Annotated in this window: 17 protein-coding genes; all 17 read right to left on the bottom strand. The window is 72.3% G+C overall.

Translation table 11 applies throughout. The features are described 5' to 3' along the window. Positions 1 to 15 precede the first annotated feature (15 nt). The 17 genes from AC4H2H_RS02860 to AC4H2H_RS02780 all read right to left on the bottom strand — a co-directional run bounded on the left by AC4H2H_RS02860 (position 16) and on the right by AC4H2H_RS02780 (position 23,565). Positions 16 to 789: a DeoR/GlpR family DNA-binding transcription regulator gene (locus tag AC4H2H_RS02860; protein ID WP_494369300.1), complete on the bottom strand. Its 774-nt coding sequence runs from the start codon at positions 787 to 789 to the stop codon at positions 16 to 18. 77 nt (positions 790 to 866) lie between these two features. Next, positions 867 to 1,457, bottom strand: a complete 591-nt coding sequence (locus AC4H2H_RS02855) for a hypothetical protein (protein WP_494369299.1) — start codon at positions 1,455 to 1,457, stop codon at positions 867 to 869. A 118-nt stretch (positions 1,458 to 1,575) separates the two neighbouring features. Further along, positions 1,576 to 4,962: an NPCBM/NEW2 domain-containing protein gene (locus tag AC4H2H_RS02850; protein ID WP_494369298.1), complete on the bottom strand. Its 3,387-nt coding sequence runs from the start codon at positions 4,960 to 4,962 to the stop codon at positions 1,576 to 1,578. A gap of 211 nt (positions 4,963 to 5,173) precedes the next feature. Continuing rightward, the gene (locus tag AC4H2H_RS02845) at positions 5,174 to 5,971 is read right to left on the bottom strand and encodes a DeoR/GlpR family DNA-binding transcription regulator (RefSeq protein ID WP_494369297.1); all 798 of its coding nucleotides are present in this window, start codon (positions 5,969 to 5,971) and stop codon (positions 5,174 to 5,176) included. 279 nt (positions 5,972 to 6,250) lie between these two features. Further along, positions 6,251 to 6,988, bottom strand: a complete 738-nt coding sequence (locus AC4H2H_RS02840; RefSeq protein WP_494369296.1) for an ATP-binding cassette domain-containing protein — start codon at positions 6,986 to 6,988, stop codon at positions 6,251 to 6,253. Further along, positions 6,985 to 8,217, bottom strand: a complete 1,233-nt coding sequence (locus tag AC4H2H_RS02835) for an ROK family transcriptional regulator (RefSeq protein ID WP_494369295.1) — start codon at positions 8,215 to 8,217, stop codon at positions 6,985 to 6,987. Before AC4H2H_RS02835 ends, AC4H2H_RS02840 begins: the two co-directional genes overlap by 4 nt. A 75-nt stretch (positions 8,218 to 8,292) precedes the next feature. Further along, positions 8,293 to 9,471: a multiple monosaccharide ABC transporter permease gene (gene mmsB, locus AC4H2H_RS02830; protein ID WP_494369294.1), complete on the bottom strand. Its 1,179-nt coding sequence runs from the start codon at positions 9,469 to 9,471 to the stop codon at positions 8,293 to 8,295. Further along, a complete protein-coding gene (gene mmsA, locus AC4H2H_RS02825; RefSeq protein WP_494369293.1) occupies positions 9,468 to 11,072 on the bottom strand; it encodes a multiple monosaccharide ABC transporter ATP-binding protein in 1,605 nt (534 codons plus the stop codon). Before mmsA ends, mmsB begins: the two co-directional genes overlap by 4 nt. A gap of 67 nt (positions 11,073 to 11,139) precedes the next feature. Next, entirely contained in the window at positions 11,140 to 12,303 is a 1,164-nt protein-coding gene (chvE, locus tag AC4H2H_RS02820) for a multiple monosaccharide ABC transporter substrate-binding protein (RefSeq protein WP_494369292.1), read from the bottom strand. A 367-nt stretch (positions 12,304 to 12,670) separates the two neighbouring features. Next, complete coding sequence (locus tag AC4H2H_RS02815) at positions 12,671 to 13,795, bottom strand: glycosyltransferase family 9 protein (RefSeq protein WP_494369291.1); 1,125 nt, start codon at positions 13,793 to 13,795, stop codon at positions 12,671 to 12,673. Then, positions 13,792 to 14,496: an SDR family oxidoreductase gene (locus AC4H2H_RS02810; protein WP_494369352.1), complete on the bottom strand. Its 705-nt coding sequence runs from the start codon at positions 14,494 to 14,496 to the stop codon at positions 13,792 to 13,794. Before AC4H2H_RS02810 ends, AC4H2H_RS02815 begins: the two co-directional genes overlap by 4 nt. Positions 14,497 to 14,552: 56 nt before the next feature. Then, on the bottom strand, positions 14,553 to 16,730 hold the full coding sequence (locus AC4H2H_RS02805; RefSeq protein WP_494369290.1) for a PfkB family carbohydrate kinase: 2,178 nt from the start codon (positions 16,728 to 16,730) through the stop codon (positions 14,553 to 14,555). Beyond that, positions 16,727 to 18,031 (bottom strand): glycosyltransferase, encoded by a 1,305-nt coding sequence (locus AC4H2H_RS02800; protein ID WP_494369289.1) that lies wholly within the window; start codon positions 18,029 to 18,031, stop codon positions 16,727 to 16,729. The genes AC4H2H_RS02805 and AC4H2H_RS02800 overlap by 4 nt, the downstream gene beginning before the upstream one ends. Continuing rightward, positions 18,028 to 19,041 carry a glycosyltransferase gene (locus tag AC4H2H_RS02795; RefSeq protein ID WP_494369288.1) on the bottom strand — a complete coding sequence of 338 codons (1,014 nt, stop codon included), beginning with the start codon at positions 19,039 to 19,041 and terminating at the stop codon, positions 18,028 to 18,030. The genes AC4H2H_RS02800 and AC4H2H_RS02795 overlap by 4 nt, the downstream gene beginning before the upstream one ends. Then, positions 19,038 to 20,207, bottom strand: a complete 1,170-nt coding sequence (locus AC4H2H_RS02790; protein ID WP_494369287.1) for a glycosyltransferase family 9 protein — start codon at positions 20,205 to 20,207, stop codon at positions 19,038 to 19,040. The genes AC4H2H_RS02795 and AC4H2H_RS02790 overlap by 4 nt, the downstream gene beginning before the upstream one ends. Beyond that, positions 20,204 to 21,892 carry an HAD-IIIA family hydrolase gene (locus AC4H2H_RS02785; protein WP_494369286.1) on the bottom strand — a complete coding sequence of 563 codons (1,689 nt, stop codon included), beginning with the start codon at positions 21,890 to 21,892 and terminating at the stop codon, positions 20,204 to 20,206. The genes AC4H2H_RS02790 and AC4H2H_RS02785 overlap by 4 nt, the downstream gene beginning before the upstream one ends. Continuing rightward, positions 21,889 to 23,565: a carbamoyltransferase family protein gene (locus AC4H2H_RS02780; RefSeq protein WP_494369285.1), complete on the bottom strand. Its 1,677-nt coding sequence runs from the start codon at positions 23,563 to 23,565 to the stop codon at positions 21,889 to 21,891. The genes AC4H2H_RS02785 and AC4H2H_RS02780 overlap by 4 nt, the downstream gene beginning before the upstream one ends. Positions 23,566 to 23,711 lie beyond the last annotated feature (146 nt).

The following is a 23,711-nucleotide window of genomic DNA, read 5'->3' as shown; positions in this document are numbered from 1 at the left end:
GTGGCGGGCGACGGGTCAGGAGATGACGAGCTGTTCCACGAGCTCGTCGACGCGCGACCGCGCGTCCGCCGACAGGCCGTCGTCGCTCACGAGCACGTCGACGTCGGAGAAGGTGGCGAAGACCCGCAGCCCGGTCGTGTGCCACTTCGTGTGGTCGGCCAGGACGACGGTGCGTCCGGCCGAGTCGATGAGGGCGCGGTTGGTCGCCGCCTCGTCGAGGTTCGGGGTCGTCAGGCCCACGTCGGGGTCGACACCGTGCGCACCCACGAACGCATGGTCGACGCGCAGCCCGGCGAGCGCCGCCTCGGCGAGCGGGCCGACGAGTGCGTCGGACGGTGTGCGGAACCCGCCCGTGAGGATGGTCTCCAGACGCGGGTCGTTCGCGCGGTAGAGGGTCTCCGCGACCGGCAACGAGTTCGTGATGACCGTGAGGGGCCGTAGTCGGGGCGAGGCCACGATCTGGCCGGCGAGCAGGTGCGTCGTCGTGCCGGCGCTCAGCGCGACGGACGAGCTCGGTGCGATGAGGCGGGCGGCCGCCGCCGCGATCGCGCGCTTCTCCGTCGCCTTACGCGTGCTCTTCGCCGTGAAGCCGGGCTCGTGCGCCGTCGTGTGCGGCGCGACAGCCCCGCCGTGCACCTTGCGCACGAGCCCCTGGTCCGCAAGATCCAGGAGATCTCGACGGATCGTCATGTCGGAGACACCGAGATCGCGCGTCAGATGACTGATGCGCACGGCACCCTGATCACGGATCTCCGCGAGGATCCGCTCCTGACGCTGCGGTGCGAGCATACGGATCGTGGGCTCCGGTCTGGTGAGACGTCCCGGTGCCGGGCCCGCCACGTTCGTCGCGGACCCGGCACCGTCGTTCACTCGAACAGCGAGATGGTGATCGTGGACGTGTAGCCACCAGGAGCGACGTCTGAGGCCGTGCGCAGGAACAGGTCCGCCGTCGCCGACCACTGCCCCTCCTGGACGATCTCGCCCGAGTCCCAGGCCATGGCCAACAGCTCCTGATCGACCAGCCCCGGCCCCTCGTCCAACGAGGTCGCGACCTCATCACCCTCGGCCACGCCTCCCGACTCCCCGCCTTCGACCAGCAGCGGCGCCCAGCCCAGATGATCCGCCGAGATCTCCGCCTGACCGTCATCACCGACGAAGCCCGATGCCGAACCGAGCACGTACCAGTACGCACCCTCGGCGATCTGGTCCGCAGAACGCGTATCGACCACCGTCACCGTCGGCAGGACACCCGTGAACTGACGAACCGCCCCCGACGAACCCTCCTCCGTCAGCTCGACCGACCCGGCCGCGACGCTCAACGCCAGCACACCCGGCTCATCGATCTCCGCGATCTCGACGCTGACCTCGACCTCACCACCGTCGGACTCGGCCCCCTGAGCGACCGCCGTACCCACGACACCCGCGACCAGGGCACCACCCAGCACACCCACCGCCACCCGGACCACCCCGGAGCTGCTGCTTACGTTCACTCGACTCTCCGTTCTTCCCGTGCCCACACCCGACCACGTCCAACCCCGGCCGGCGGGACCGCCGACCAGGAACCGCGCACAGACCTCACACGCACGACGTTGCCCCGTACGGCACCTCGAGGACCGAGGACCCGTCCCCGCCGCCGAGCGAAGCCGACACCGTGACAACACCGGCAGACACCTCACCGACCCGCGTCGAGAACGCGTGCGTCGCACTCCGCCCCGCACCCAGCCCCGCCACGCTCTTCGAACCGAACTCCGACCCGATCACGAGATCCACCGGCTCGTCCCCACCGTGACGAGCCCGAACCGCCAGCACCACCCGATCGGCGATACACCGCGCATCCACCTCGGCCGTCACATCCACCACCGGCACCCCACCACCACACACCACACGAGCCTCGGCCCAGTCCGCGTGATCGAAGTTCTTGCCGTCCGTCGCCTCGTCCGCAACCAGCTGCAGCTCGGTGACCCCGGTCACATCGACGGAGAACGGGACCCCGCCGTCGGCATTCGTGACGACGCCTGTCTCGCCGAGGAGCTGCCCGTCTCCGTACACCTGGAAACGCACGGAACCCGTTCCGGTCGACGACCCCTCGAGAACCTCGTCGTCGATGCCGACGACGGCCTCGAACGACGTGCAGGTCTCGCCCAGCCACGTGGTCAGCGAGCCCGGCGCATGCATCCCGACCCCCTTCTCGTACGTCACGCCCGCGATCGTGATCGGCTGCCCGTCGGAGCCTGCGTTCTCCCCGTTCGAGAGGTCTCGTTCGACCGGACCGTAGCCGTTCGTGGTCTCGAGCCAGTCGAGGTCGGAGATGTACGCCGTCCCCGTGATCGGCGACGGGGCGATCCACACCGTCGACTGGTTCCACGCCGAGTACTCCTGCTCCCCGACCTGATACGTCGCGTGGACCGGGATCTCGACCGTGCCTGACGCACTCCCGGCGGGGACCGTGATGGTCCAGGCGCCGTCGAGCACGTCGCCCGCACCGAGCTCGTCCGCCGTCGCGGGGGACCCCGTCAGCGTCCACTCGTCCGGGACCACCGGGGTGACGGACACATGGGTCACCCCGCGATCGGCGACGGTGAACCGAGCGCTGAGCTCCAGAGGCGTCTCGGGATCGAGCTCGTCCACCTCGGCAGGGTCGACCACCAGGCTGGCGGCCGGCACCTGTTCGACGGGCTCGAGACACGTCTCCTTCCCGGGCTCCGCTGCGCAGACGACCGCGGCGAACCCGCCGTTGTTCGCGGTGGGGACGGACAACGTGTCGTCGGTCGTGGCGCGCACGGACTGCGCCACCGTCGTGTCCCCGGTGTCACCGTCGACGAGGAGGTCCACGATGACGTCGCCGCTTGCCAAGAGCCCGGCGAGCGGAAGCTCGAGGGGTGCGCCGGACCCTGCGCGCATGCCGGCGACGAACCACCGGTCCCCGGACTGTCGTCCCAGCACCAACGACTCCGCCGGCGTGCCGCTGAGCAGCCTGGTCTCCTCCCAGTGCGCCGGGATGTTCTGCAGGAACGGGGTCGCGGTCGGCTCGGTCGCGTACGACTCCGGCTTGTCCGCGAAGTGCTGCCAGCCCGATTCGTACGCGATCCCCTTGGCCACCTCGTGGGCTCTGGAGTGGTCGGAGCTCCCACGCGAGAAGACGGTGGGCGTGAAGTCCATCGACCCGACCACGTTGCGGGTGAACGGGATGATCAGGTTGTGCGGCGCAGCGGCATAGTTCTCCTCACCACGAACAGCCTCGTAGCTCATGATGTGCGGCCAGGTGCGCTGCATCCCGGTCGGCAGCGACGAACCGTGGAAGTTGATCATCAGCTCGTTCTTCGCCGTGTCTGCGGCGATGGCGTCGTACCACTGGTGGATCGACTGGCTGTCGGAGTCCATGAAGTCGACCTTGATGCCGCTGATGCCCCAGGAGGCGAGCCGCGGGAGCCACTCGTCGCGCTGCGCCTGCGTCTGGAGGTCGTTGCTGTGGAACCACGCGATGACATCGACACCCTTGGTGTGGGCGTAGCGGACCGTGCGCGGCACCCAGGCCGCGTCCCAGCCCTCGTCGAGGAGCACGTACTCCCAGCCCATCTCCGCCGCGAGGTCGATGAAGTCGCGCTGACGCGCCTCGTCGCGCGGGCTGCTCGGCTCCGTGAGCCAGCTCCAGCTGGAGATCCCCGTCGCGATCCAGGACGTGTCCTCGAGCTGGTTGGCCGTCGCGAGGTCGTCCACGAGCGTGGACTCGACGACCGTGTCGAGGCCGCCGACGATCGCGACCCTCCACGGCGTCGAGAGCGGACCGGAGGACGTGACAGGTTCGCCCTGCCAGAGCTCCAACGCGTAGCTCAGCGTGCCGCCGGCGTGCGTCAGGTGCGTACCCGAGTAGTCACCGTGCAGGTCGGACTCGGACAGCAGCACGTAGTTGTCGCCCTGCTGGAGCAGCACCGGGAACCCGACCTGACCGTTCGTGTTGCCGTCGGCGACCGTGGTCGTCGTCCATGGGGCCTCGTAGTTGCGTGAGTACGACGTCTGCATCCACGCCGGGCCGTCCTGCGCCAGACGCCACTCTCCGGACTCGTCGTCCACGCGGTGCTCGCCGGCGCCGTCGAGCAGGTACTGGTACGCAACACCGTCGTCGGACGTGCGCACGACGAACGAGATCTGCGCGCCGTCAGGGTTCTCGAACACGAACTCCGACTCGTTGTGCGTGTACCCACGCTGCTCCTGCTTGCCCGTCGTCATCGAGTAGGAGTCCGAGACGACGGAGTCCCTACGCTCGACGAAGGTCAGCCCCGAACGGAAGTCGCCGTCCGAGCCGACGAGCCCCAGACGCGCTGCCGACGCGACGAGCGTCTCGCCGTCGTAGACCTCGAGGGCCGTGCGCCCGGCCGCGTCCAGGGTGATCTCGGCGCCGAGCTCCGAACCGGCCGGCCCGTCCGTCACCCACCGGTCCACGACCTCCGGCTCCTGGGGGGCGTCGTCGTTGCAGACCAGCTTCGCTCCTGCCCAGTCGGCATGGTCGTCGTTCTTGCCGTTCGTGGCCTCGTCCACCCGCAGGACGAGCGTCTGGACGCCCGTGACGTCCGCGGTCAGCTCGAGCGGCGCTTCGTCTCCCGTCACCACTCCGCTGTCAGCGAGCACGGCGCCGTCGCCGAGCACCGTGAACTGCACCGTGCCGGCGCCGTCGGGCACCTCGTCGTCGATCCCGACGAACGCGGAGAACGAGAGGCAGTTCTCCGCGAGGTCGACCGAGATCGAGCCGGGGGCGTGCATCCCGACGCCCTTGCCGTAGGAGACGCCATCGATCGTGAGCGGACCACCGTCACCGGCCGCCGACTCGCCGTTCGAGGTGTCCCTCTCCACGGGCCCGTACCCGTTGGACTCGGCGAACCACGGGAGATCCGAGACGTACACCTCGCCTTCCGGCGGCGCGGCGTTCGCCGGTGCGGCGACAGCGACGAGGCATGCAGAGCCCACGAGCATCCCTGTGGTGAAAAGTGCGGTGAATGCGGCGCCTCGAGGGCGCGGGTGTGGATTTCGCACGGTTCTCCTTCGAACGTGTCGCGTCCACGCAGGGACGAGTGCAACAGACCCTAGGGGGAATGCGATCGATCATTCAATCATCTGATCGAAACTGGCCGGCAAAAGGTCACGAACGATCCGCATTGATCGCAGGTGGACCGCGTGATCATCCGCGCGGATGATCACCGATGGTCCGCCCCTGCGGATCTGCGACCCGGACGTCGACACCGGCGCTACGGAATCCGTCCAGCTGGGATCGATCCGCACGACTGTCGGTGACCAGGAGATCGATCCGGTCCGGCGGGATCGTCTGGATCATGGAGTCATGGCCGATCTTCGTGTGGTCGGCAAGGACGATCACACGTTCAGCGGCATCCACGGAGGCTCGATCGAAGCTCGCGACGTGCATGTTCGGGGTGGACAGCCCGTTGCTCGACGTCAACCCGTTACCGGAGAGCACCACACTGTTGAAGCGCATCCTCGAGACGGTGCGGTCAGCGTCACCACCGATCGCCGCCCGGATCCCAGCGCGCAGGATCCCTCCGATCAGGAGTACGTCGACGACGCGCATGGCCGAGAGCGCGTCGGCGACCAACAACGAGTTGGTGGCGATCATCAGTCGTCGACGACCGATCCGGCGCGCGAGCGCGTGCGTCGTCGTCCCTGCTCCGAGCAGGACGACCTCTCCCTCCTCGAGGAGATCCGCGGCCGTCTCTGCGATCGCAAGCTTCTCGTCCGCCGCCACGACCGACTTCTCGAGATAGGTGGGTTCGTCCATCGCCGACCGGCTCAGCCGGGCGCCGCCGCGATGCCGGACGAGCCGTCCGTCGTGCTCCAGGGCGCGCAGGTCGCGCCGCACCGTGACCTCGGAAGCGTTCAGCATGCGTGCGAAATCGCCCACCGAGACAGCTCCGTGGACTGCGAGCATCGAGAGGACCAACTCTCTTCGTTCGTCCGTGAACATCGAAACTCCTCACTGTCGTGGTGTCGCCGCTCCGCTTCGTCGCGGCGCCGTGTGTCGTGAGCGGGACGGTCATCACCGGGCACGATCACCTCAGATCGAAACTGCTCGGTGACGGTCCGTCGAGATCTCAAGGACTCGCGGCCAGGGCCTCGTCAGGAAGGTGCACGGCGGCGCCGCCGCGCCGCACGCGACGGGCGAGCCGGGGTTCGCGAAACAGCACGCGCGAGACGAGCGCGAGGCCATCGCCTGATCAGAGGAGCCCTCGCTCTCCCCGAAGGGTCAGAGTGCTCCGGTGATCGCCCCGAGGATGGTCTCGTGCGGCGTGCCCGCGTCGAACGAACCGTTGTTCCGGCCGTGCCGCAAGACCTCGATCCGGTCGGACACCGCGCGCACGTCCGTCATGTTGTGGCTGATCAGGATCACCCCCAGACCCATGTCTCGCAGACGCTGGATATGGGTGAGCACCTCGGCGGTCTGCGCGACCGACAAGGCCGCCGTCGGCTCGTCGAGAATCACGATGCGCGGACTACCGACAAGTGTGCGTGCGATGGCTACCGCCTGGCGTTGTCCGCCCGACAGGTTGCGCAACGGAGTCCGTACCGAAGGGATGCGCACGGTGAGAATCTGCAGGATGTCGCGTGTGACCCGTTCCATCTCCATGTCGCGCAGCATTCCGTGGCGGCTCCGCAGCTCGCGCCCGAGAAAGATGTTCTGCGCGACGTCGAGGTTCTCCGCCAGCGCGAGGTCCTGGAACACCGTCGCCACCCCGAGCTCGTTGGCTGTCGCCGCCGACGGAATGCTGACAGGTATGCCGTCGATCTCGATGAGGCCCGAGTCGGGCGCAAGGACGCCTGCGACGATCTTCGCGATCGTGGACTTGCCCGCTCCGTTGTCGCCGACCAGCGCGACGACCTCGCCCGCACGCACTGTCATGTCGAAACCGACCAGAGCCTCGATCGCCCCGAACCGCTTGGTGATCTGGTACAACGCCAGGAGTGGCGTACCACCGTGACTCATGAGGGTCCCTTTCCACCCGCGGCGCCGATGCCGGGGGGTTCGTCTGACGAAACCGAGCCGGGCGTCAGCGGAAGCTCGGCGGACTGGAGTGCAAGGACGAGCGCCCCGACGATCTCGGCGCGTGAGCCGAGCGCTGCACCGACGACTTCGACCGGAACAGGAACGCTCAGCAGCGCACGACGACGCACCGCTTCCCGTACCGGGTCGAGCAGGACGGCCCCTGTCTCCGCGAGCTCGCCACCGACGACGATCCGCTGCGGCGTGATCGCCGTCGCGAGATCGGCGACGACCCGCCCGATGACCGCACCAGCGTCGGCGACGACGCGGACGCACCCGGGGTCCCCTTGCCTGGCGCGAGAGACGACGTCGCGCAGGGTCATCTGTCCGTGACTCGCGCGCAGCGGTTCGAGGAACGCCTGGCCCCCCACCACCGTGTCGAGACAGCCGCGGCTCCCGCACCGGCACACGTCGCCGCTCGGGTCGACGATCACGTGGCCGATCTCGCCCGCGGTACCGCTCGGTCCGGCCAGAATCCGGCCGCCCAGCAGGATGCCCGCACCGGTGCCGTGGGACACGCGCACGTAGAGGGAGTCATAGCAGTCTCTTGCGGCGCCGGCCGTACTCTCGGCGAGTGCTCCGAGATTGGCATCGTTGCCGACGAAGACCGGTCGTGCGATGCGCTTGCCGAGCACCTGCGCGATCGGAAGGTCGTCCCATCCTCGAAACACTCCGCGCACGGTGACCATCCCCGAGTCGGAGTCGACAGGGGCGGGTACCCCGACGCCGACGCCCACCACCTCGTCGAGCGTACGGCCGAGGCGTTCGAGGAGCTCCACGATCAGGAGCGCGGCCCGGTCGAGCGTCGTGTCGGCACGGTGCTCGTACGGGAGCGGGAGCGACTGCTCAGCGAGGACCTCGTGCGACGCGTCCGCGATCGCCACACGAAGCTGCCGGATCCCGATCTCCACCCCGGCGACGAGGCCCAGTCTGTTCGCCAGAGTCACGAGCTGGGCGCGCCGCCCTGATCGCGTCGTGCTGCGAACCTCGACGAGGTTGGCGGCGACGAGCTCCTTGACGATCGTCGAGACGGTCGCCGCGGAAAGGCCCGTCGCCCCGGTCAACTCCACCTGGGTCAGGCTTCCGTACTGCTTGACGGCGTCGAGCAGTACGGCGCGGTTGGCTTCGCGCAACGAGGACTGCGAGCCAGACATAGAACGCTGTCCTCTCACGCTCGGAGTCTAGTCGGACCGCTCGATCACACCCCGAAGAGCGGGTGCGAGCGAGCCTGGCAGCGGGAGCTGCGGTCAGCGCAGTGCGGACACCCGACGCTTGTTGTAGACGTCGAACGCGACCGCAAGCAGGAGCACGAGGCCCTTGACGACCTGCTGCGTCGACTGCGGGACCCCCATAAGCTGCATGCCGTTCGACATGACGGCCATGATGAGACCGCCGACCATGGCGCCGGTGATCCGGCCGACGCCGCCGGTCGTGGACGCGCCGCCGATGAAGCACGCGGCGATCGCGTCGAGCTCGAACATGTTGCCGGCACTGGGCTGCGCACCGTTCATGCGCGAGGAGTAGACGATGCCGGCGACCGACGCGAGCACGCCCATGTTGATGAACACCCAGAAGTTGACGCGACGCACCTTGACGCCCGACAGCTGTGCCGCGTTGAGGTTGCCGCCGATCGCGTAGACGTGGCGCCCAAACACAGTTTTCTGCATGACGAGCGAGTACACGATGATGAGCACAGCGAGGAGGATGAGGATGTTCGGCAGGCCGCGGCTCTGGGCGAGCTGGTAGCCGAACCACATCACGATCACCGCCACGGCCGCGATCTTCAGGACGAACAGCGGCATCGTCTCGACCGCCTGCCTGTACGCAATCTTTCCTCGTCGTGAACGCCACTGGCTCACGGCGTAACCCGCCACGGCGACGGCGAAGATCACGAGCGTGAAGACGTCGATCCCGTTCCCGCCGAGAAGACCGTTCTGGAACCCGTTGGCAATGTTGTAGTACTGCCCGCCGAACGGGGAGAGCGAGACGTTCTGGAGCACCTGGTAGGTCAACCCGCGGAACAGGAGCATGCCGGCGAGGGTGACGATGAATCCTGGAATGCCGACGTAGGCGACCCAGAAGCCCTGCCACACGCCGACGAGCAGGCCGACGACGAGCGCAGCAAGGACGCCCACCCACCACGGCAGGCCGTTCCGGATGACGAGCACCGCCGACACCGCGCCCGTGAGTGCGACGACCGAACCGACCGAGAGGTCGATGTGCCCGGCCACGATGACCATGAGCATCCCGATCGCGAGGATGAGGATGTAGGAGTACTGCAGGACGATGTTCGTGAGGTTCCCGGGGCTGAGGAAGTTCTGGTTCAGCACGGAGAACAGGACCACGATCGCGACGAACGCGACGACGATGCCGCTCTGCCGCAGGTTCCTGCTCGCCATCTCCCGGAGTCCGGCCATGGCGGTCATTCGACGCCTTCCTTCGCTGTGTCGTTCGCCGGCTCTCCGGCGACGGGGACGTCGTCGTCGTCGAGGATGTCCGGCCGGTCGAGGGTCATGAGCTTCATGAGGTTCTCCTGGGTCGCCTCCGACGCGCGCATCTGACCGGTGATCCGGCCCGCGGAGAGGGTGTAGATGCGGTCACAGATGCCGAGGAGCTCAGGAAGCTCGGACGAGATGACGACGACGGACCGCCCGGACGCGACGATCTGATTGATGAGCACGTAGATCTCGTACTTGGCACCGACGTCGATGCCTCGCGTCGGCTCGTCGAGGATGAGCAGATCGGGGTCGGTGTAGAGCCACTTGGACAGCACGACCTTCTGCTGGTTCCCGCCCGAGAGCTGCCCGACCAGCGACATGACCGTGGGCGTCTTGATGTTGAGATCCTGCCGGAACCGGTCGGCGACCTCCAGCTCCTCGTTGTCGTTGATCCAGCCGCGCCGTGCGAGCTTGCCGAGGCCCGCCGCTGAGATGTTGTGGCGCACGTCGTCGATCAGGTTGAGCCCGTAGGTCTTGCGGTCCTCTGTCGCGTAGGCGATCCCGTTCTCGATCGCTTCCGCCACGGTGCGGGTCTGCACCTCCTTGCCGCGGAGGTAGATGCGTCCGTCGATCTTGCGACCGTAGGTCTGACCGAAGATGCTCATCGCGAGCTCGGTGCGCCCGGCGCCCATGAGGCCGGCGATCCCGACGACCTCACCTGATCGCACGTCGAGGCTCGCGCCGTCGATAACACGTCTACCTGCCTGGGTCGGGTGCAGGACGGTCCAGTTCTCGATCCGCAGCACTTCCTCGCCGATCCGCGGCTCGCGCTCGGGGAATCGCTGGCTGAGGTCGCGCCCGACCATGCCGCGGATGATCCGGTTCTGGGTGGCCGACGGATCCGCCATGTCCATCGTCTCGACCGTCCGCCCGTCGCGGATGATCGTCGTGCGATCGGCGATCTCGGCGACCTCGTTCAGCTTGTGCGAGATGATGATGCACGTGATTCCCTCGGCCTGGAGCTGACGCAGCAGGCCGAGCAGATGCTCGGAGTCGTTGTCGTTGAGCGCCGCGGTCGGCTCGTCGAGGATCAGCAGGCGCACCTTCTTCGAGAGCGCCTTCGCGATCTCGACGAGCTGCTGCTTTCCGACACCCAGCTGGCCGATCGGCGTGGTGGGGTTCTCGTGCAGCCCGATCCGCTCGAGGAGCACGGTGGCGTCGTGGTTCGCGCGATTCCAGTCGATGAGGCCGAGTGCACCGCGCGTCTCGTTGCCGAGGAAGATGTTCTCCGCGACCGACAGGTGGGGCACGAGGGCGAGCTCCTGGTGGATGATGACGATGCCTTCGGCCTCGGAGTCGTTGATGGACCCGAAATGCACGGGCCTGCCGTCGAGGAGGATCTCTCCGTCATAGGAGCCGTGCGGGTAGACGCCGGACAGCACCTTCATCAACGTGGACTTGCCGGCGCCGTTCTCGCCGCAGATCGCGTGGATCTCGCCGCTCAGGATCGAGAGGTCGACCGACTCCAGAGCCTTGACGCCAGGAAACTCTTTGGTGATGGATCGCATCTCGAGGATGTGATCGCTCATGAGCGCTCCTTGCTCGGTGGGGGACGGGCCCGGCGCATGGCTGCGCCGGGCCCGTCGAGGAATGAGGTCAGTCGGCGACGCCTGCGTCGACCTCTTCCTGCGTGTAGTACTCCGAGTCGATCAGGAGCGGACCGATGTCCTCGGCGAACACGGTGTCGGACGGCAGGAGGTAGGACGGGACGACCTTCACTCCGTTGTCGTACGTATCGGTGTCGTTCGCCTCGGGCTCTTCGCCCTCGACGAACGCCTGCGTCACCACGACGGCCCGGTCGGCGAGCTTGCGCGTGTCCTTGAAGATCGTCGACGACTGCACACCGTCGTTGATCAGCTTGACCGAGGCGATCTCGGCGTCCTGACCCGTCACCACGGGAAGGCCGTCGTCGAGAGTCGGGCCCATCCCCACCCCCTGCAGCGCCGTGATGATGCCGCGCGAGAGCCCGTCGAACGGCGAGAGCACCCCGTGCAGCTCGGTCCCGTCGGAGTACGTCGACGTCAGCAGGTCCTCCATCCGCTTCTGTGCGGTCTCCTGCAGCCAGCGCAACGTCGCGACCTGGTCGAACTCGGTCTGGCCGGACGGGACGACGAGTGTGCCGTCAGCGAGGTACGGCTCGAGCGTGTCCATCGCACCGTCGAAGAAGAATCCGGCGTTGTTGTCGTCGGGCGAACCTGCGAACAGCTCGATGTTGTACGGACCCACGGCCTCGCCCGTCGGCTCGCCGGTACGGGCCGTGATGCCGAGACCCGTGAGGAGTGCGGTCGCCTGGGCGACGCCCACCGCGTAGTTGTCGAACGTCACGTAGAAGTCGACGTTCTCGCTGTCCCGGATGAGCCTGTCGTACGCGATCACCGGGATTCCGGCGGCCGCGGCGGCGTCGAGCTGGCTCGTGAGCGCTGTCCCGTCGATCGAGGCGATGATGAGGACGTCGACACCGCCTGTGATCATCGAGTCGATCTGCTGGGTCTGGGTCGGGATGTCGTCACCTGCGAACTGCAGGTCGACCTCGTAGCCGAGCCCCTCGAGCCCACTCTTGACGGCGTCGCCGTCGGCGATCCACCGCTCGGACGTCTCGGTCGGCATCGCCACTCCGACCGTCACGTCCTCGGCGTTCTCGACGCCATCGGTCTCCGATCCTCCGCCCCCGGCGCCTTCGCCGCTGCAGGCGGCAAGTGCCAGCACCAGCATCGAGCTTGCCGCGGCCACGCCCCAACGGGCCCTGGTCACACGTCGCATCGTCGCGCTCCTTCACTCATCGTCGAGTTGCGGCCTGTGCCGCACCGCGGTCATCGACGACCACGCGGTCCGAGCATCTTGGATTCGCGTCTCAAAGTCAACAGACCGTTATTAATTCGAAATCTGAAGTCATAGTTCGACCGCGGAGGCACGGCACTGCCTGCGGTCCCGTCTTGCGCGCCGGGGCGTCGCCGGAGACGGCCGCGTTCCGGGGGACGGTCGTGGAGGAGCGGACGATCAGCTCGACGGGGAGCCGGTCCGTCAGATCGACGGTGGACGCGACAGTGGGCGTCAGGAACGCGGACGACGCGACTGCTGCGTGCGCGGCGTCGTCGCCTCGTCCGACATGACGATCGACGCCGAGGGGCTATGACGCGTGGGCAGGTCGAACCCTGCCCCGCCCTCGGGCGTTCTCTCGCGTCGTTGCGCGCCCGGACAGGAGCACCGACGCGGCCTCGACGACCTCGTCCGCCGTGAGCCGTACCAGCGCGGGGTCCACCTCCGTGGCGTGGGGATCGCCGCGGTGATACCCGCCCGGGTCGCCGCCGCGCCAGAGCACGACGTGCAGCTCCGGGTCGATCGCCGGCCCCCACAGTGCGGGCGGTGTCGGGCCGAAGAGGACGACGGACGGCGTCGCGAACGCCGTGGCGAGGTGCGCGACGCCCGTGTCCCCGCACACGAGGAGCCGGGCGGTGGCGACGACGTCGGCGAGCGCCGGCAGGTCGAGCGTGCCCGACGCGTCGGTCACGGACCCGGCGGACGGCCGGTCCGCGACGTCCCCGTGGTGGACTCCGGCGGGCGTCGCGACGGCGTCCGCGGCCACGCGCGCGCAGAGCGCCGTCTCGCCCGGCCCGCCGGTCACGACGACGTCCGAGCCGGCGTCGGCGATCGAGCGCACCACCGCGGCGAAGCGTTCGGGAGGCCAGCGGCGGGACCCGGAGGCCGCGCCGGGGTGGACGACGACGTGCCGGCCGCGCGCCGACGGCGGGTCGAGCCGCAGGTCGTCCCGCGAGCACGCGCCGCCCGCCGAGGTCACGAGCCGGCACCACCGGTCGACCTCGTGCTCCGCGGGGTCCCACGCCGGCCCGTCCACCCCGGCAGCGGCCGACGCGAACGAGACGAGCCGCTCGGGTGCGGTGTCGAGGAGCAGCCGGTGGCTCTCGGGACCGCTGCCGTGCAGGTTCACGGCGACGTGCCCGGCGGGCGGCGCGCCGGTGACGGCCTCCGCCTCCTCGACCCACTCGAGCGGCTGGAGCCCGCGGGTCGGGACGACACCGTCCACGAGGCCGCGGTCCCGGAGCCAGTCGCCCACCTCCTCGGGCGCCGCGAGCACGACCCGTCGACCGGGCCAGGCCCGACGCACGCCGCGCAGCGCGGGGACGGCCGTGAGGGCGTCCCCGAGCCCGAGCGCGCGCAGCACGAGGACGGTGCCCTCGTCCTGGCCGGCGACCCCGGGCAGGTCGGGTGCGGGCTCCGTCGCCCCGGCTGTCACGGCCAGGACGTCTCGCCCGAGGACATGACGAGCATCTCGCGGATCTCGCAGCCCACGGGCTGGCGCAGGGCGGTGACGACCGCGGCCGCGGTCGCGCGCGGGTCGTTGAGATCGGCGTCGGGACCGGGGCGGTACTGCTCGGTCCGACCGTCGAAGAAGGCCGTCCGCATGCCGCCGGGCACGAGGCACGTCACGCCCACGCGCCCGGCGAGCTCGGCGGCGAGCGCCTGGGAGAACCCGCGCACGGCGAACTTCGACGCGCAGTAGGCCGTGGCGTCGGACACGCCCTTGAGACCGAGCGTCGACGCGACGGTCACGACCGTGCCACGGCGCTCCTCGAGGTGGGGCAGCGCGGCGCGCACCACGGCGACGGTTCCGAAGAGGTTGACGCGCACGACGCGCTCCCAGGTCTCGACGTCGATCTCGTCGAGACGCCCGCAGGCGTCGGTGCCCGCCGCGGTGACGACCGCGTCGGGCGGGCCCACCTCCAGCGCGAGCCGCTCGACGGCTGCCGCGGCCGCCGCCGAGTCGGACAGGTCGACGACGGCGTGCGGGACGCCGCTCGCAGGCGCCACCCGGTCGAGCACGACGGGCTTGCCGCCCGCCGCGGTCACGGCCTCGACGAGCGCGGCACCCAGCCCGCTCGCGCCACCGGTGACGTAGACCGTGCCCAGCTCCCGGGGGACGGGGGCGGTCGACATGCCGGACGAGGTCGACGGACCGGTCGGGGTGGCGGGCGTGGTGGGGGTGGTCGGGCTCATGCGGTGGTCTCCTCCGTCAGGGTCGGTGCGTCGGGCGCGAAGCGGCCCGAGCGCTCGAGGATCGAGGTGGTGGAGCGTCCGTCGACGTAGGGCAGGACGACGACGCGGCCGCCGTGGCGGCGCACGACCTCCGCCTCGGGCAGCGACTCCTCCGTGTAGTCGCCGCCCTTCGCCCAGACGTCGGGGCGCAGCCGGTCGAGGGCCTCCCGGGGGTCGTCCTCGTCGAAGACGACGACCGCGGACACGCAGTCGAGCGCCGACAGGACGCGGGCGCGGTCGGCCTGACCGACGACGGGGCGCTCGGGCCCCTTGAGGCGGCGCACCGATGCGTCGCCGTTGAGCAGGACGACCAGGTGGTCGCCGAGCCGGGCGGCCGCCTCGAGCGTGGACACGTGCCCCGCGTGCAGGATGTCGAAGCAGCCCCCCGTCGCGACGACCGTGCCGCCGAGCGCACGAAGCCGCGCGCCGACCTCGTCGGGCGTGGCCGAGCGGTCCCTGTCGTCGGACGGCGGGACCGACGCCGGGGGGCCGGCCGTCCCGGAACCGGGCGCCACGGCGTCGGCGCGCCGGCGGTAGCCCTCCGCGCCCCCGGTCGCGACCCACTCGGACGCCGCCCGCACGGCGCGCACGACGGCGTCGACCAGGTCCGCCCCGCGGGCGAGGCCGGGAGCGACGGACGACGCGAACCGGTCGCCCGCGCCGCACGGGTCGCCGGGCACGGCGGTGGCCGGCACGTACGCGGGCTCGCCGGTGGGTCGCGCCACGAACGCCCCGCGGTCACCCGCCGTGACGCACACGGCCCCGACCTCCCACGCGCGCGCGAGCGCCTGGGCGAGACCGCCCGGGTCGTCGGGCGTCACGTCGAGCCCGAGCGTCTCGGCGGCGTCGAGCGCCTCGGCGAGGTTGGGCGTGACGAGCGTCGTGCCCGGCACCGGGGTGCCGCCGCGCGGGTGCGGGTCCCAGACGACGACCCCGCTCCGGGCCGCGCGCGCGAGGGCGTCGCGCACCGGCCCGGCGTGCGTCGTGCCGGCCCCGTAGTCGGACACGAGCACGACGTCCGCCCCTGCCAGCGCCGCGTCGACGGCACGCCCGGGGATCTCGCCGGGCCGGGCGGGGCCGCCGTCGTCCACGCGCACCACGGTCTGGCCGCCCGAGCGGACGCGAGTCTTGCGGCGCGTCGTGCCGACCTGCGGCAGGGCGACGACGTCGACGTGGGCCCGCAGCAGCGCGCGCAGCTCGGCGCCCGCGTCGTCGTCACCGAAGGGGGCGACGAGCCGGACGTGCGCGGCGTCGGACGTGAGGAGCGCCGTGAGGCCCGCCCCGCCGGGACTGCGCCGCACGCCGAGGGTGTCGACCACCGGCACGGGACCGTCGGGGGAGAAGCGCGTCACCTGGCCGTCGACGTCGCGGTCGAGCAGGACGTCGCCGACGACCACGACGCTCGGCCGGTCCGGGCGCTCGCCGCCGGCGCCCTGCGCCACCGCGGCGTGCTGCGTCCCTCCGGAACCTTGCGTCCCCCCGGCACTCTGCGCAGCCGCGGTGTCCCGTGAGCCGGCGACGGACTCGCGGTGGCGCACGTGCGCGTCGAGCGCGGCGCACAGGGCGTGCACGACCACGAGGTGCAGCTCCTGGACGGACGAGGTCGACGCTCCGCGCAGGGCGAGCACGTCGTCGCACGCCGCGGCGAGCGAGGAGTCCCGGGGGCCGGTGAGGGCCCACGTCGTGATCCCGAGCTCGCGCGCCCGGTGCGCCGCCGCGACGACGTTCTCGCTCTCGCCCGACGTCGACAGCAGCACGAGCACGTCGCCGGCCCGCCCGTGCGCGCTCACCTGCCGCGCGTACATCTCGCCGACGCCGTAGTCGTTGACGATCGCGGTGAGGCTGGAGGTCTCCGCGTGGAGGCTGATCGCGGACAGGGGCGTGCGCTCGCCGTCGAACCGCCCGACGAGCTCGGCCGTGAGGTGCTGCGCCTCGGCGGCGCTGCCCCCGTTGCCCGCGACGAGCAGCCTCCCGCCCGCGAGGACGGTGTCGGCGAGGCGCTCGCCCCACGCGTCGATCCGCGCGGCCTCCGCGACGAGGAGGTCGAGGCCCTGATGGAGGTCGTCGGCGTGCGCGGCGAGCCAGCGCCGCGCGGCCTGCTGTGGCGCCGGGGTCGGCTCGTGCGCGGCGCTCACGGGGCGCTCACCGCCCGCAGGGAGGTGCGGCCCGCGGCGGGCACGACGCGCTCCGTCGGGTCGCCCAGGCGCGAGCGCTCGGGCCGACGGGTCCTGCGGGACCCGGCGACGACCTGCTCGTACGACTCGAGCGTGCGCGCCGCGACCGTGGTCCAGCCGTAGAGGCGCTCGGCCCGGACGCGCGCCGCCGACCCGAGACGCTCGCCGAGCGCCGGGTCGTCGGCCAAGCGGCGCAGCGCCGCCGCGAGCGCGGCCGCGTCGCGCGGCGGCACGAGCAGTCCCGTGCGCCCGTCCGCGACGGAGTCGAGCAGCCCGCCGACGGCGGCCCCCACGACGGGGCGCCCGCACGCCGCGGCCTCGAGCGGGACGATCCCGAACGGCTCGTACCAGGGGTCGCACACCACCGCGTCGGCCGCGTGCATGAGGTCGCGCACCTGGACCTGGGTGACGCTGCCGACGAACCGGACGCGGTCCGCCACGCCGGAGAGCTCGGCGACCTCGCGCAGACGGTGCACCTCGGGGTCGTCGTCGAGCCGGTCGGCCGCCGGGCCGCCGGCGACGACGAGCTCGGCTCCCGGCAGCTCCGCCAGCGCCTCGATGACCGTGTCCACGCCCTTGCGCTCGACGAGGCGCCCGACCGAGAGCAGCCGCAGCGCGCCCGGATCCCGGTGCAGGTGGCCCGAGCGGTACTGGTCGGGCAGGAACCGGCCGATGTCCACGCCGCACGGCACGACGTCGATCCGGTCGGGGTCCGCGCCCAGCGCCACGAGCTCCGCGACCTCGTCCGCGCACGTCGCGACGATCCGGTCGACGGCGCGGCACAGCAGGCGCTCGCGGGCGATGCGCTCGGCCGGGCTCGTGTCCTGCGCGCCCTGGTGACGTCGTTTGACCGACCCCAGGGCGTGGAAGGTCTGGACGAGCGGCACGCCGAGCGGCGGCGCGGACAGGAGACCGGCGATCCCGGACATCCAGAAGTGCGCGTGCACGACGTCCGGGCGCGTGCCGGGCTCGATCCAGCGTCGTAGCAGCTCCGCGCCGAACGCGTCCATGTGGGGGAGCAGGTCGTCCTTCGGCACCGGGACGGGCGGGCCCGCGTCGACGTGGACGACGGTGACCCCGCGCGCGAGCGGGACCCGTTCGGGCAGCGAGGCGTCGTCGCGGCGCGTGAACACCTCCACCCGGTGACCCTGGGCTCCGAGCCGGGTCGCGAGCGACGCGACGTGCACGTTCTGCCCGCCGGCGTCGACGCCGCCGAGCGCGGCGAGGGGGCTGGCGTGCTCGGAGATCATCGCGATCTTCATGAGGTCACCTCCGTCAGGACCGAGTTCCAGCGCCGCAGGAACGCGGCGTGGGAGTAGTGCTCGAGGACGTGGGCGCGCGCGGCGCGGCCGCGCTCGCGCGCCTCGTCGGGGTCGGCGAGCCAGCGCCGCGCGGTCGCGACGAGCTCGTCGGGGCGGGAGCTGAGAAGTCCCGCGGTCGGGGGCACCGCGACGGGCGCCTCGGTCGTGGGCAGCGCGAGGACCGGCATGCCGAGGGCCATCGCCTCCAGCAGGGACAGCCCGAGGCTCGTCCAGCGGTAGGGGTGCAGGTAGGCGCGCGACGCCGCGAGGCGGGCGTGCATGGTGGCCTGCGGGACGTCGTCGTGCAGGCCGTGCGGGAGGCGGCGCGACGGGCCGCCCGGCGCGGCGGGACCGGCGAGGTGCTCGGCGAGCTTGCCGACGCCCATGCCGTAGACGTCGAGCGGGACGTGCCGGCCCACCTCGACGAGCACGTCCGTCCCGGCCACGCGCCAGCGCCGCACCGGCTCGTTGACCACGACGCCCACGCTCGCGCGCTCGCCGGTGTACAGCGGACCGGGGTCGGGGATGCCGTGGTCGACGACGAGCGTGCGCGCGTCGCCCGTGTCCCACATGAGCGCGTTGAACGCGGTGACGTGGACGATCGGCACGAGCCCCTCCTCGACGACGTCGAGATCGGCGAGCGGGTGCCGGGTCGAGGCCGCGTGCCCGGTCGGGGCGTTGTGCTCGACGTAGACCGCCGGGACGTCGCGACCGGCGACGAGCCCGGTCCAGCGGCGCAGCAGCTCGACCTCCTCGGGACGCTGCAGCACGACGACGTCGATCCCGCCGGCGCCCAGGTCGGCGAGCTCCGCGGGCGCGACCTCGCGAGCCGTCGCCGGCCAGTCCCACGTCTGCGCGCGGCCGCGACCGCCGGGGCCCCGGTCGGGGACGACGGGGACGAGGTACTCGTGGTCACCTGCGACGAACGCCGTCGCCCACGAGCCGTGCACGTGCCAGACGAGGATCCTCACGGGGCCACCTCCAGGGTCGGGGCCGCCGCGGCGCGCTGCGCGCCCGGACGGGCGGTGCCCGTGCCGGCGGTCGGCGGTGCGGCGAGCCGGGCGACGGCGTCGGCGACGTCGCCGGGGTCGACGGTGCTCAGGCACGGGTGGCCCGGGACGGGGCACGTGCGGGCGCGCGTGCCGCGGCACGCGGTGTCCTGGTCGCCGAGCACGACGCTCGGCACGCCCCACGGCGCCCAGCGCTCCGCCGGGACGACCGGGGCGAAGAGCGAGACGACGGGCGTGCCGACCGCGGCGGCGAGGTGCGCCGGGCCCGTGTTGCCGACGACGACGCACCGCGCGCCGTGAAGCACGGCCGCGAGCCCGGCGAGGTCCGTGCGGCCGGAGAGGTCCCACGCGCGACCGCCCGCGACGTGCGCCGCGAGCGCGGTCTCGCCCGGCCCGCCCGTGACGACGACGTCCCACCCGCGGTCCGCGAGCGCCGCGACGAGGGCGCGCGCATGGTCGGGCGCGGGGGCCCGCGCGGGCACCGACGCGCCGGGGTGCACGACGACGTACGGCCCGGCGGGGACGAGCGCCGACACGTCGGGGAGCGGCTCGCGGACGCGCAGCCGATCGCCGTCGGGCGGCGGCCCGAACCCCGCGGCGCGTACGAGGTCGAGCGCCGCCTCGACCTCGTGAAGCCCGGGGGGCCGGGTGTGGCGCACGTCGAGCAGCGAGCCCGGGTAGTCCTCGCTGACGGCGGTGACGTGCCCGACGCCGGCCAGCCTCAGCAGCAGGGCGGCGGGCAGCGGGCTCTGGTGGAACGACGTGAAGACGACCGCGGCGGCGTAGCGGCGTGCGGCGAGCGTGTCCACGAGGCCGAGCACCCCGGCGCGCTCGACGGCCGGTGGCCGGAAGCCGGACCACGGGGCGTCGAACACCAGGACGTCGCGGACGCCCGGCAGGAGCCCGGCGGCGGCGCGCCCCGCGGGGGAGGCGAGCACGTCGACCCGGCCGCCGCGGGCCGCGGCGGCGTGGGCCGTCGCGCGGATCGCCGGTCCCGTGAGCAGCACGTCGCCGTCGCTGTCGAGGCGCACGGCGAGGACGTCGGCCGAAGCATCGCCTCGGGCACCACCACCACGGGCGTCGGCGAGGACGTCGCCCAGGAGGTCGGGGAAGAGGCCGGTGCTCATGCCGCGCGCTCCTCGGTGCCGGGGGCGGCGGGGTCCGCAGGGCGCGCGTGCGCGGTCCGGTCGCTGCCGGGCAGCTGGCCCTCGAGCGCGCGCACAGCGGCGGCGAGATCGGTCGCCACGTGCGGTGCGGCGTCGACCTCCTCGGCGCGCGTCACGTGTGTCGGGACGAGGACCGGCGTCGCACCCGCGGCGAGCGCCGCGCCGACGTCCGCGCCGATGTCGCCGACGACCGCGCACCGCCACGGCTCGACGCCGAGGGCGTCCGCCGCCGCGAGCACGAGCCCGGGGCCGGGCTTGCGGCACGCGCACGCGTCGTCGGGGGAGTGCGGGCACACCTGCCACGTGTCGAACGGGCCGAGCAGGTCCTCGACGCGCGCGTTCACGGCGTCGACCTGGGCCCGGGTGAGCAGCCCGCGCCCGACGCCGGACTGGTTGGACACGACACCGACGCGCACGCCGCGCGCCCGCAGGCCGTCGAGGACCTCGCGCGCGCCGTCGACCGGCTGCACGGCGTCGGGGTCGCCGTTGTACGGGACGTCGTGCACGAGCGTCCCGTCCCGGTCGAACAGCACCGCGGCGAGGGGTGGCAGCCAGGGCTCGAGACCGCCGCGCACGGCGAGCGTGCCGGCGACGCGGTGCCGTACGGCGGCGAAGGGGATCGCCGCGCTCGTCCACGCCATGCGGCGCAGCTCGGGCACGAACACGTCGTCGCCCGGCCGCGGCCCCGGGACCAGGCGACGCCGGAGGAAGTCCGCGGTGAGGGCGGCCCACGCGACGGTGCCGAGCGCGGCGACGCGCGGGCGGCGCGCGAGAACCCCGGCCGCGCCGACCGTCGCGGCACCCACGGTCGCAAGGTGCCAGGCCAGGCGCCCGCGGCCGGTCTCGGCACGCTCGCGCCAGTCCGGGCCGTGCAGCGCCCGCATCGTCGCGTCGTCCCGGGTGCCGGCCTGGACGCGCAGGCTCACGGCGTCGTCGGCCGGGCGGACCGGGTGCGTGGTGGTGCGCGTGCCGCGCACGAGGTCCCACCCGGCGTCACGCACGCGCAGCGCGAGGTCGGCGTCCTCCCGGTACGCGCGTGGGAACCGCTCGTCGAACCCGCCGACCTGCTCGAGCGCGACGCGCCGGTAGGCCATGTCGGCGGTGGCCCACGCGGCCTTCTCGAGACCGGAGGTCCCGCGCTCCCAGTCGGTGGGGCGCCGGTCCGCGGGCAGGGGCACGTGGAGCCGTCCCTGCACGCCGCCGGTCCGCGGGCCCGCCGACGCCAGGTCGTCGGCGAGCAGGTCCGCCCAGCCGTCGGGGAGCTCGACGTCGTCGTCGAGGAAGACCACCCAGGGCGCGGACGTCGAGCGCCAGCCGGCGTTGCGAGCGGCCGCCGGGCCGCGGCCGCCCGTGCGGACGACGCGGGCGCCGAGGCGCGCACCCGCGGTACCGAGGTCGAGCGGGGGCGGCGTGCCTGGCTCGCCGTCGTCGGGAGTCGCGCGACCGCGGCCCGCGTCGTGGCCAGGGACCACGAGGCGGCGGTCGTCGGCGACGACGACCGCGACCGGTCCGGGTGCCCGGGGCGAGCTCTGCGCCTGCGCCGCGAGCGTCTCGAGCAGGCGGTGCAGCGACGGGCGGCCGATCGACGGCACGACGACGGCGAACGCGGTGGCGCCGGGCGGGCGGGCGGCGTCGGCGGGGCTCATGCGCGCTCCTGCTGCGGATCGGCGAATGCGTCCGGGCGCCGGACGAGGTGCGGCCCGAGGACGAGGGCGTCGACCGGCGCGGAGCCGAACAGCTCGAGCGCGTCGCGGGGGTCGTCGACCATCGGCCGGCCCGCGGTGTTGAGACTCGTGTTGACCACGACGGGCAGGCCGGTCAGGTCCTTGAACGCGCGGATCATGGCCTGCAGGCGCGGCGTCGAGTCGTCGACCGTCTGGATGCGCGCGGTCCCGTCGACGTGCACGACGGCGGCGATGCGCTCGCGCCACGCGGGCGCGACGTCGTGGACGAAGAGCATGTACGGGCTGGGGATCGGCCCGCCGGAGAAGATCTCAGCAGCGTCCTCGAGGAGCACCATCGGGGCGACGGGACGGAACTGCTCGCGGCCCTTGACGTCGTTGAGGCGCTCCAGGTTCTCGACGGGGCCGGGGTGCGCGAGCAGCGAGCGATGGCCGAGCGCGCGCGGGCCGAACTCCGCGCGGCCGTCGAACCAGGCCACGACGCCGTCGTCGGCGAGGATCCGGGCGACCTCACGGGGCAGGTCGTCGGGCGTGGTGAACGGGACCTTCGCCGCCCTCAGCCAGCGGGCGAGCGCGTCGTCGTCCCACGCCCGGCCGAGCGCCGCCGAGCCCATCGGCTCGACCATGTCGCCCGCCTCGGCCGCGAGCTGCAGCGCCGCCCCGAGCGCCGTGCCCGAGTCGCCCGCCGCGGGCTGGACCCACACCTCCTCGAACGGGGACTCGCGCCAGATGCGCGAGTTCGCGACGCAGTTGAGCGCCGTCCCGCCCGCCATCGCCAGCACCCGGTCCCCGGTCTGCCCGTGCAGCCACGTGGCGAGGTCGACGAGCACCTCCTCGAGCCGCGCCTGGACCGACGCCGCGAGGTCGGCGTGCTCGGCGAGGCCGCCGTGCTCGGTGCCCCACGTGCCGTCGTCGGTGCGGGGCGGCGCCCAGCGGGTCCAGTCGGGGACCTCGGCGACGAAGCCGCCGTCGTCGGTCGCGAAGAGGACCTCGCGCAGGTCGTCGAGGAAGCGCGGCTCGCCGTACGAGGCGAGAGCCATGACCTTGTACTCGTCGCTCGACCGCAGGAAGCCGAGGTGCTCGGTGAGCGACTCGTAGACGAGGCCGAGCGAGTGCGGCAGCTCCTGGCTCGCGAGGACCTCGAGCCGGCCGTGGTCGTAGCGGCCGGCGAGGTGCGACGAGCGCTCGCCGCGCCCGTCGAGCGAGAGGACGCTCGCGACGGGGAACGGCGAGGCGAGCGCGGCCGACGCCGCGTGCGCGACCTCGTGCGGGACGAACCGGACCGTCGCGGGGGACAGCCCCGGCAGCGCGGCGGCGAGGAACTGCGGGGCGCGCTCCGCGTACTGCACGCGCAGCCAGTCCCACAGGTCGGGCAGGCCCATCTCCTCGGCCGGCTTGGCCAGCGCCGGGTCGAACGAGTAGGCGACGGCGTCGAGGTCCTCCGGCCGCAGCCCGCCCTCCTCGAGACACCAGGCCATGGCCTTCTCGGGCAGCTCCCACGCGGCGAACGGCACGGGGCGCTTCCCGTGCTTGCGCCGGGAGAAGCGCTCCTCCTCCGCGGCGGCGACGACGCGGCCGTCGACGACGAGCGCGGCGGAGGGGTCGTGGAACAGGGCGTTGACGCCGAGGACGCGCATGGGCTGCGAGCCTTCCTCGTTCGGGTCAGGCTCGGGTACGGCCCCGAGAAAAGCGGGCCGGTGCCTGACGCGTGCGGGTCGGCTCTGCTGCAACCCGCCTTCACCCTCACCCGGAGAAGCGCTTCTCGCACGCCGACGCCGCACCT

The sequence above is a fragment of the Cellulosimicrobium sp. BMG9.22 genome (genome assembly GCF_059159975.1).
The sequence above is the reverse complement of the archived record's forward strand: the minus strand, read 5'-3'. Positions and strand labels throughout refer to the sequence as shown.

Bases quoted from the DNA above. Each gene is read 5' to 3' on its own strand.
- AC4H2H_RS02860 (WP_494369300.1), bottom strand. From the start codon at position 789: ATGCTCGCACCGCAGCGTCAGGAGCGGATCCTCGCGGAGATCCGTGAT.
- AC4H2H_RS02845 (WP_494369297.1), bottom strand. From the start codon at position 5,971: ATGTTCACGGACGAACGAAGAGAGTTGGTCCTCTCGATGCTCGCAGTC.
- AC4H2H_RS02840 (WP_494369296.1), bottom strand. From the start codon at position 6,988: ATGAGTCACGGTGGTACGCCACTCCTGGCGTTGTACCAGATCACCAAG.
- mmsB (WP_494369294.1), bottom strand. From the start codon at position 9,471: ATGACCGCCATGGCCGGACTCCGGGAGATGGCGAGCAGGAACCTGCGG.
- mmsA (WP_494369293.1), bottom strand. From the start codon at position 11,072: ATGAGCGATCACATCCTCGAGATGCGATCCATCACCAAAGAGTTTCCT.
- chvE (WP_494369292.1), bottom strand. From the start codon at position 12,303: ATGCGACGTGTGACCAGGGCCCGTTGGGGCGTGGCCGCGGCAAGCTCG.
- AC4H2H_RS02810 (WP_494369352.1), bottom strand. From the start codon at position 14,496: ATGTCGACCGCCCCCGTCCCCCGGGAGCTGGGCACGGTCTACGTCACC.
- AC4H2H_RS02800 (WP_494369289.1), bottom strand. From the start codon at position 18,031: ATGAAGATCGCGATGATCTCCGAGCACGCCAGCCCCCTCGCCGCGCTC.
- AC4H2H_RS02790 (WP_494369287.1), bottom strand. From the start codon at position 20,207: ATGAGCACCGGCCTCTTCCCCGACCTCCTGGGCGACGTCCTCGCCGAC.
- AC4H2H_RS02785 (WP_494369286.1), bottom strand. From the start codon at position 21,892: ATGAGCCCCGCCGACGCCGCCCGCCCGCCCGGCGCCACCGCGTTCGCC.
- AC4H2H_RS02780 (WP_494369285.1), bottom strand. From the start codon at position 23,565: ATGCGCGTCCTCGGCGTCAACGCCCTGTTCCACGACCCCTCCGCCGCG.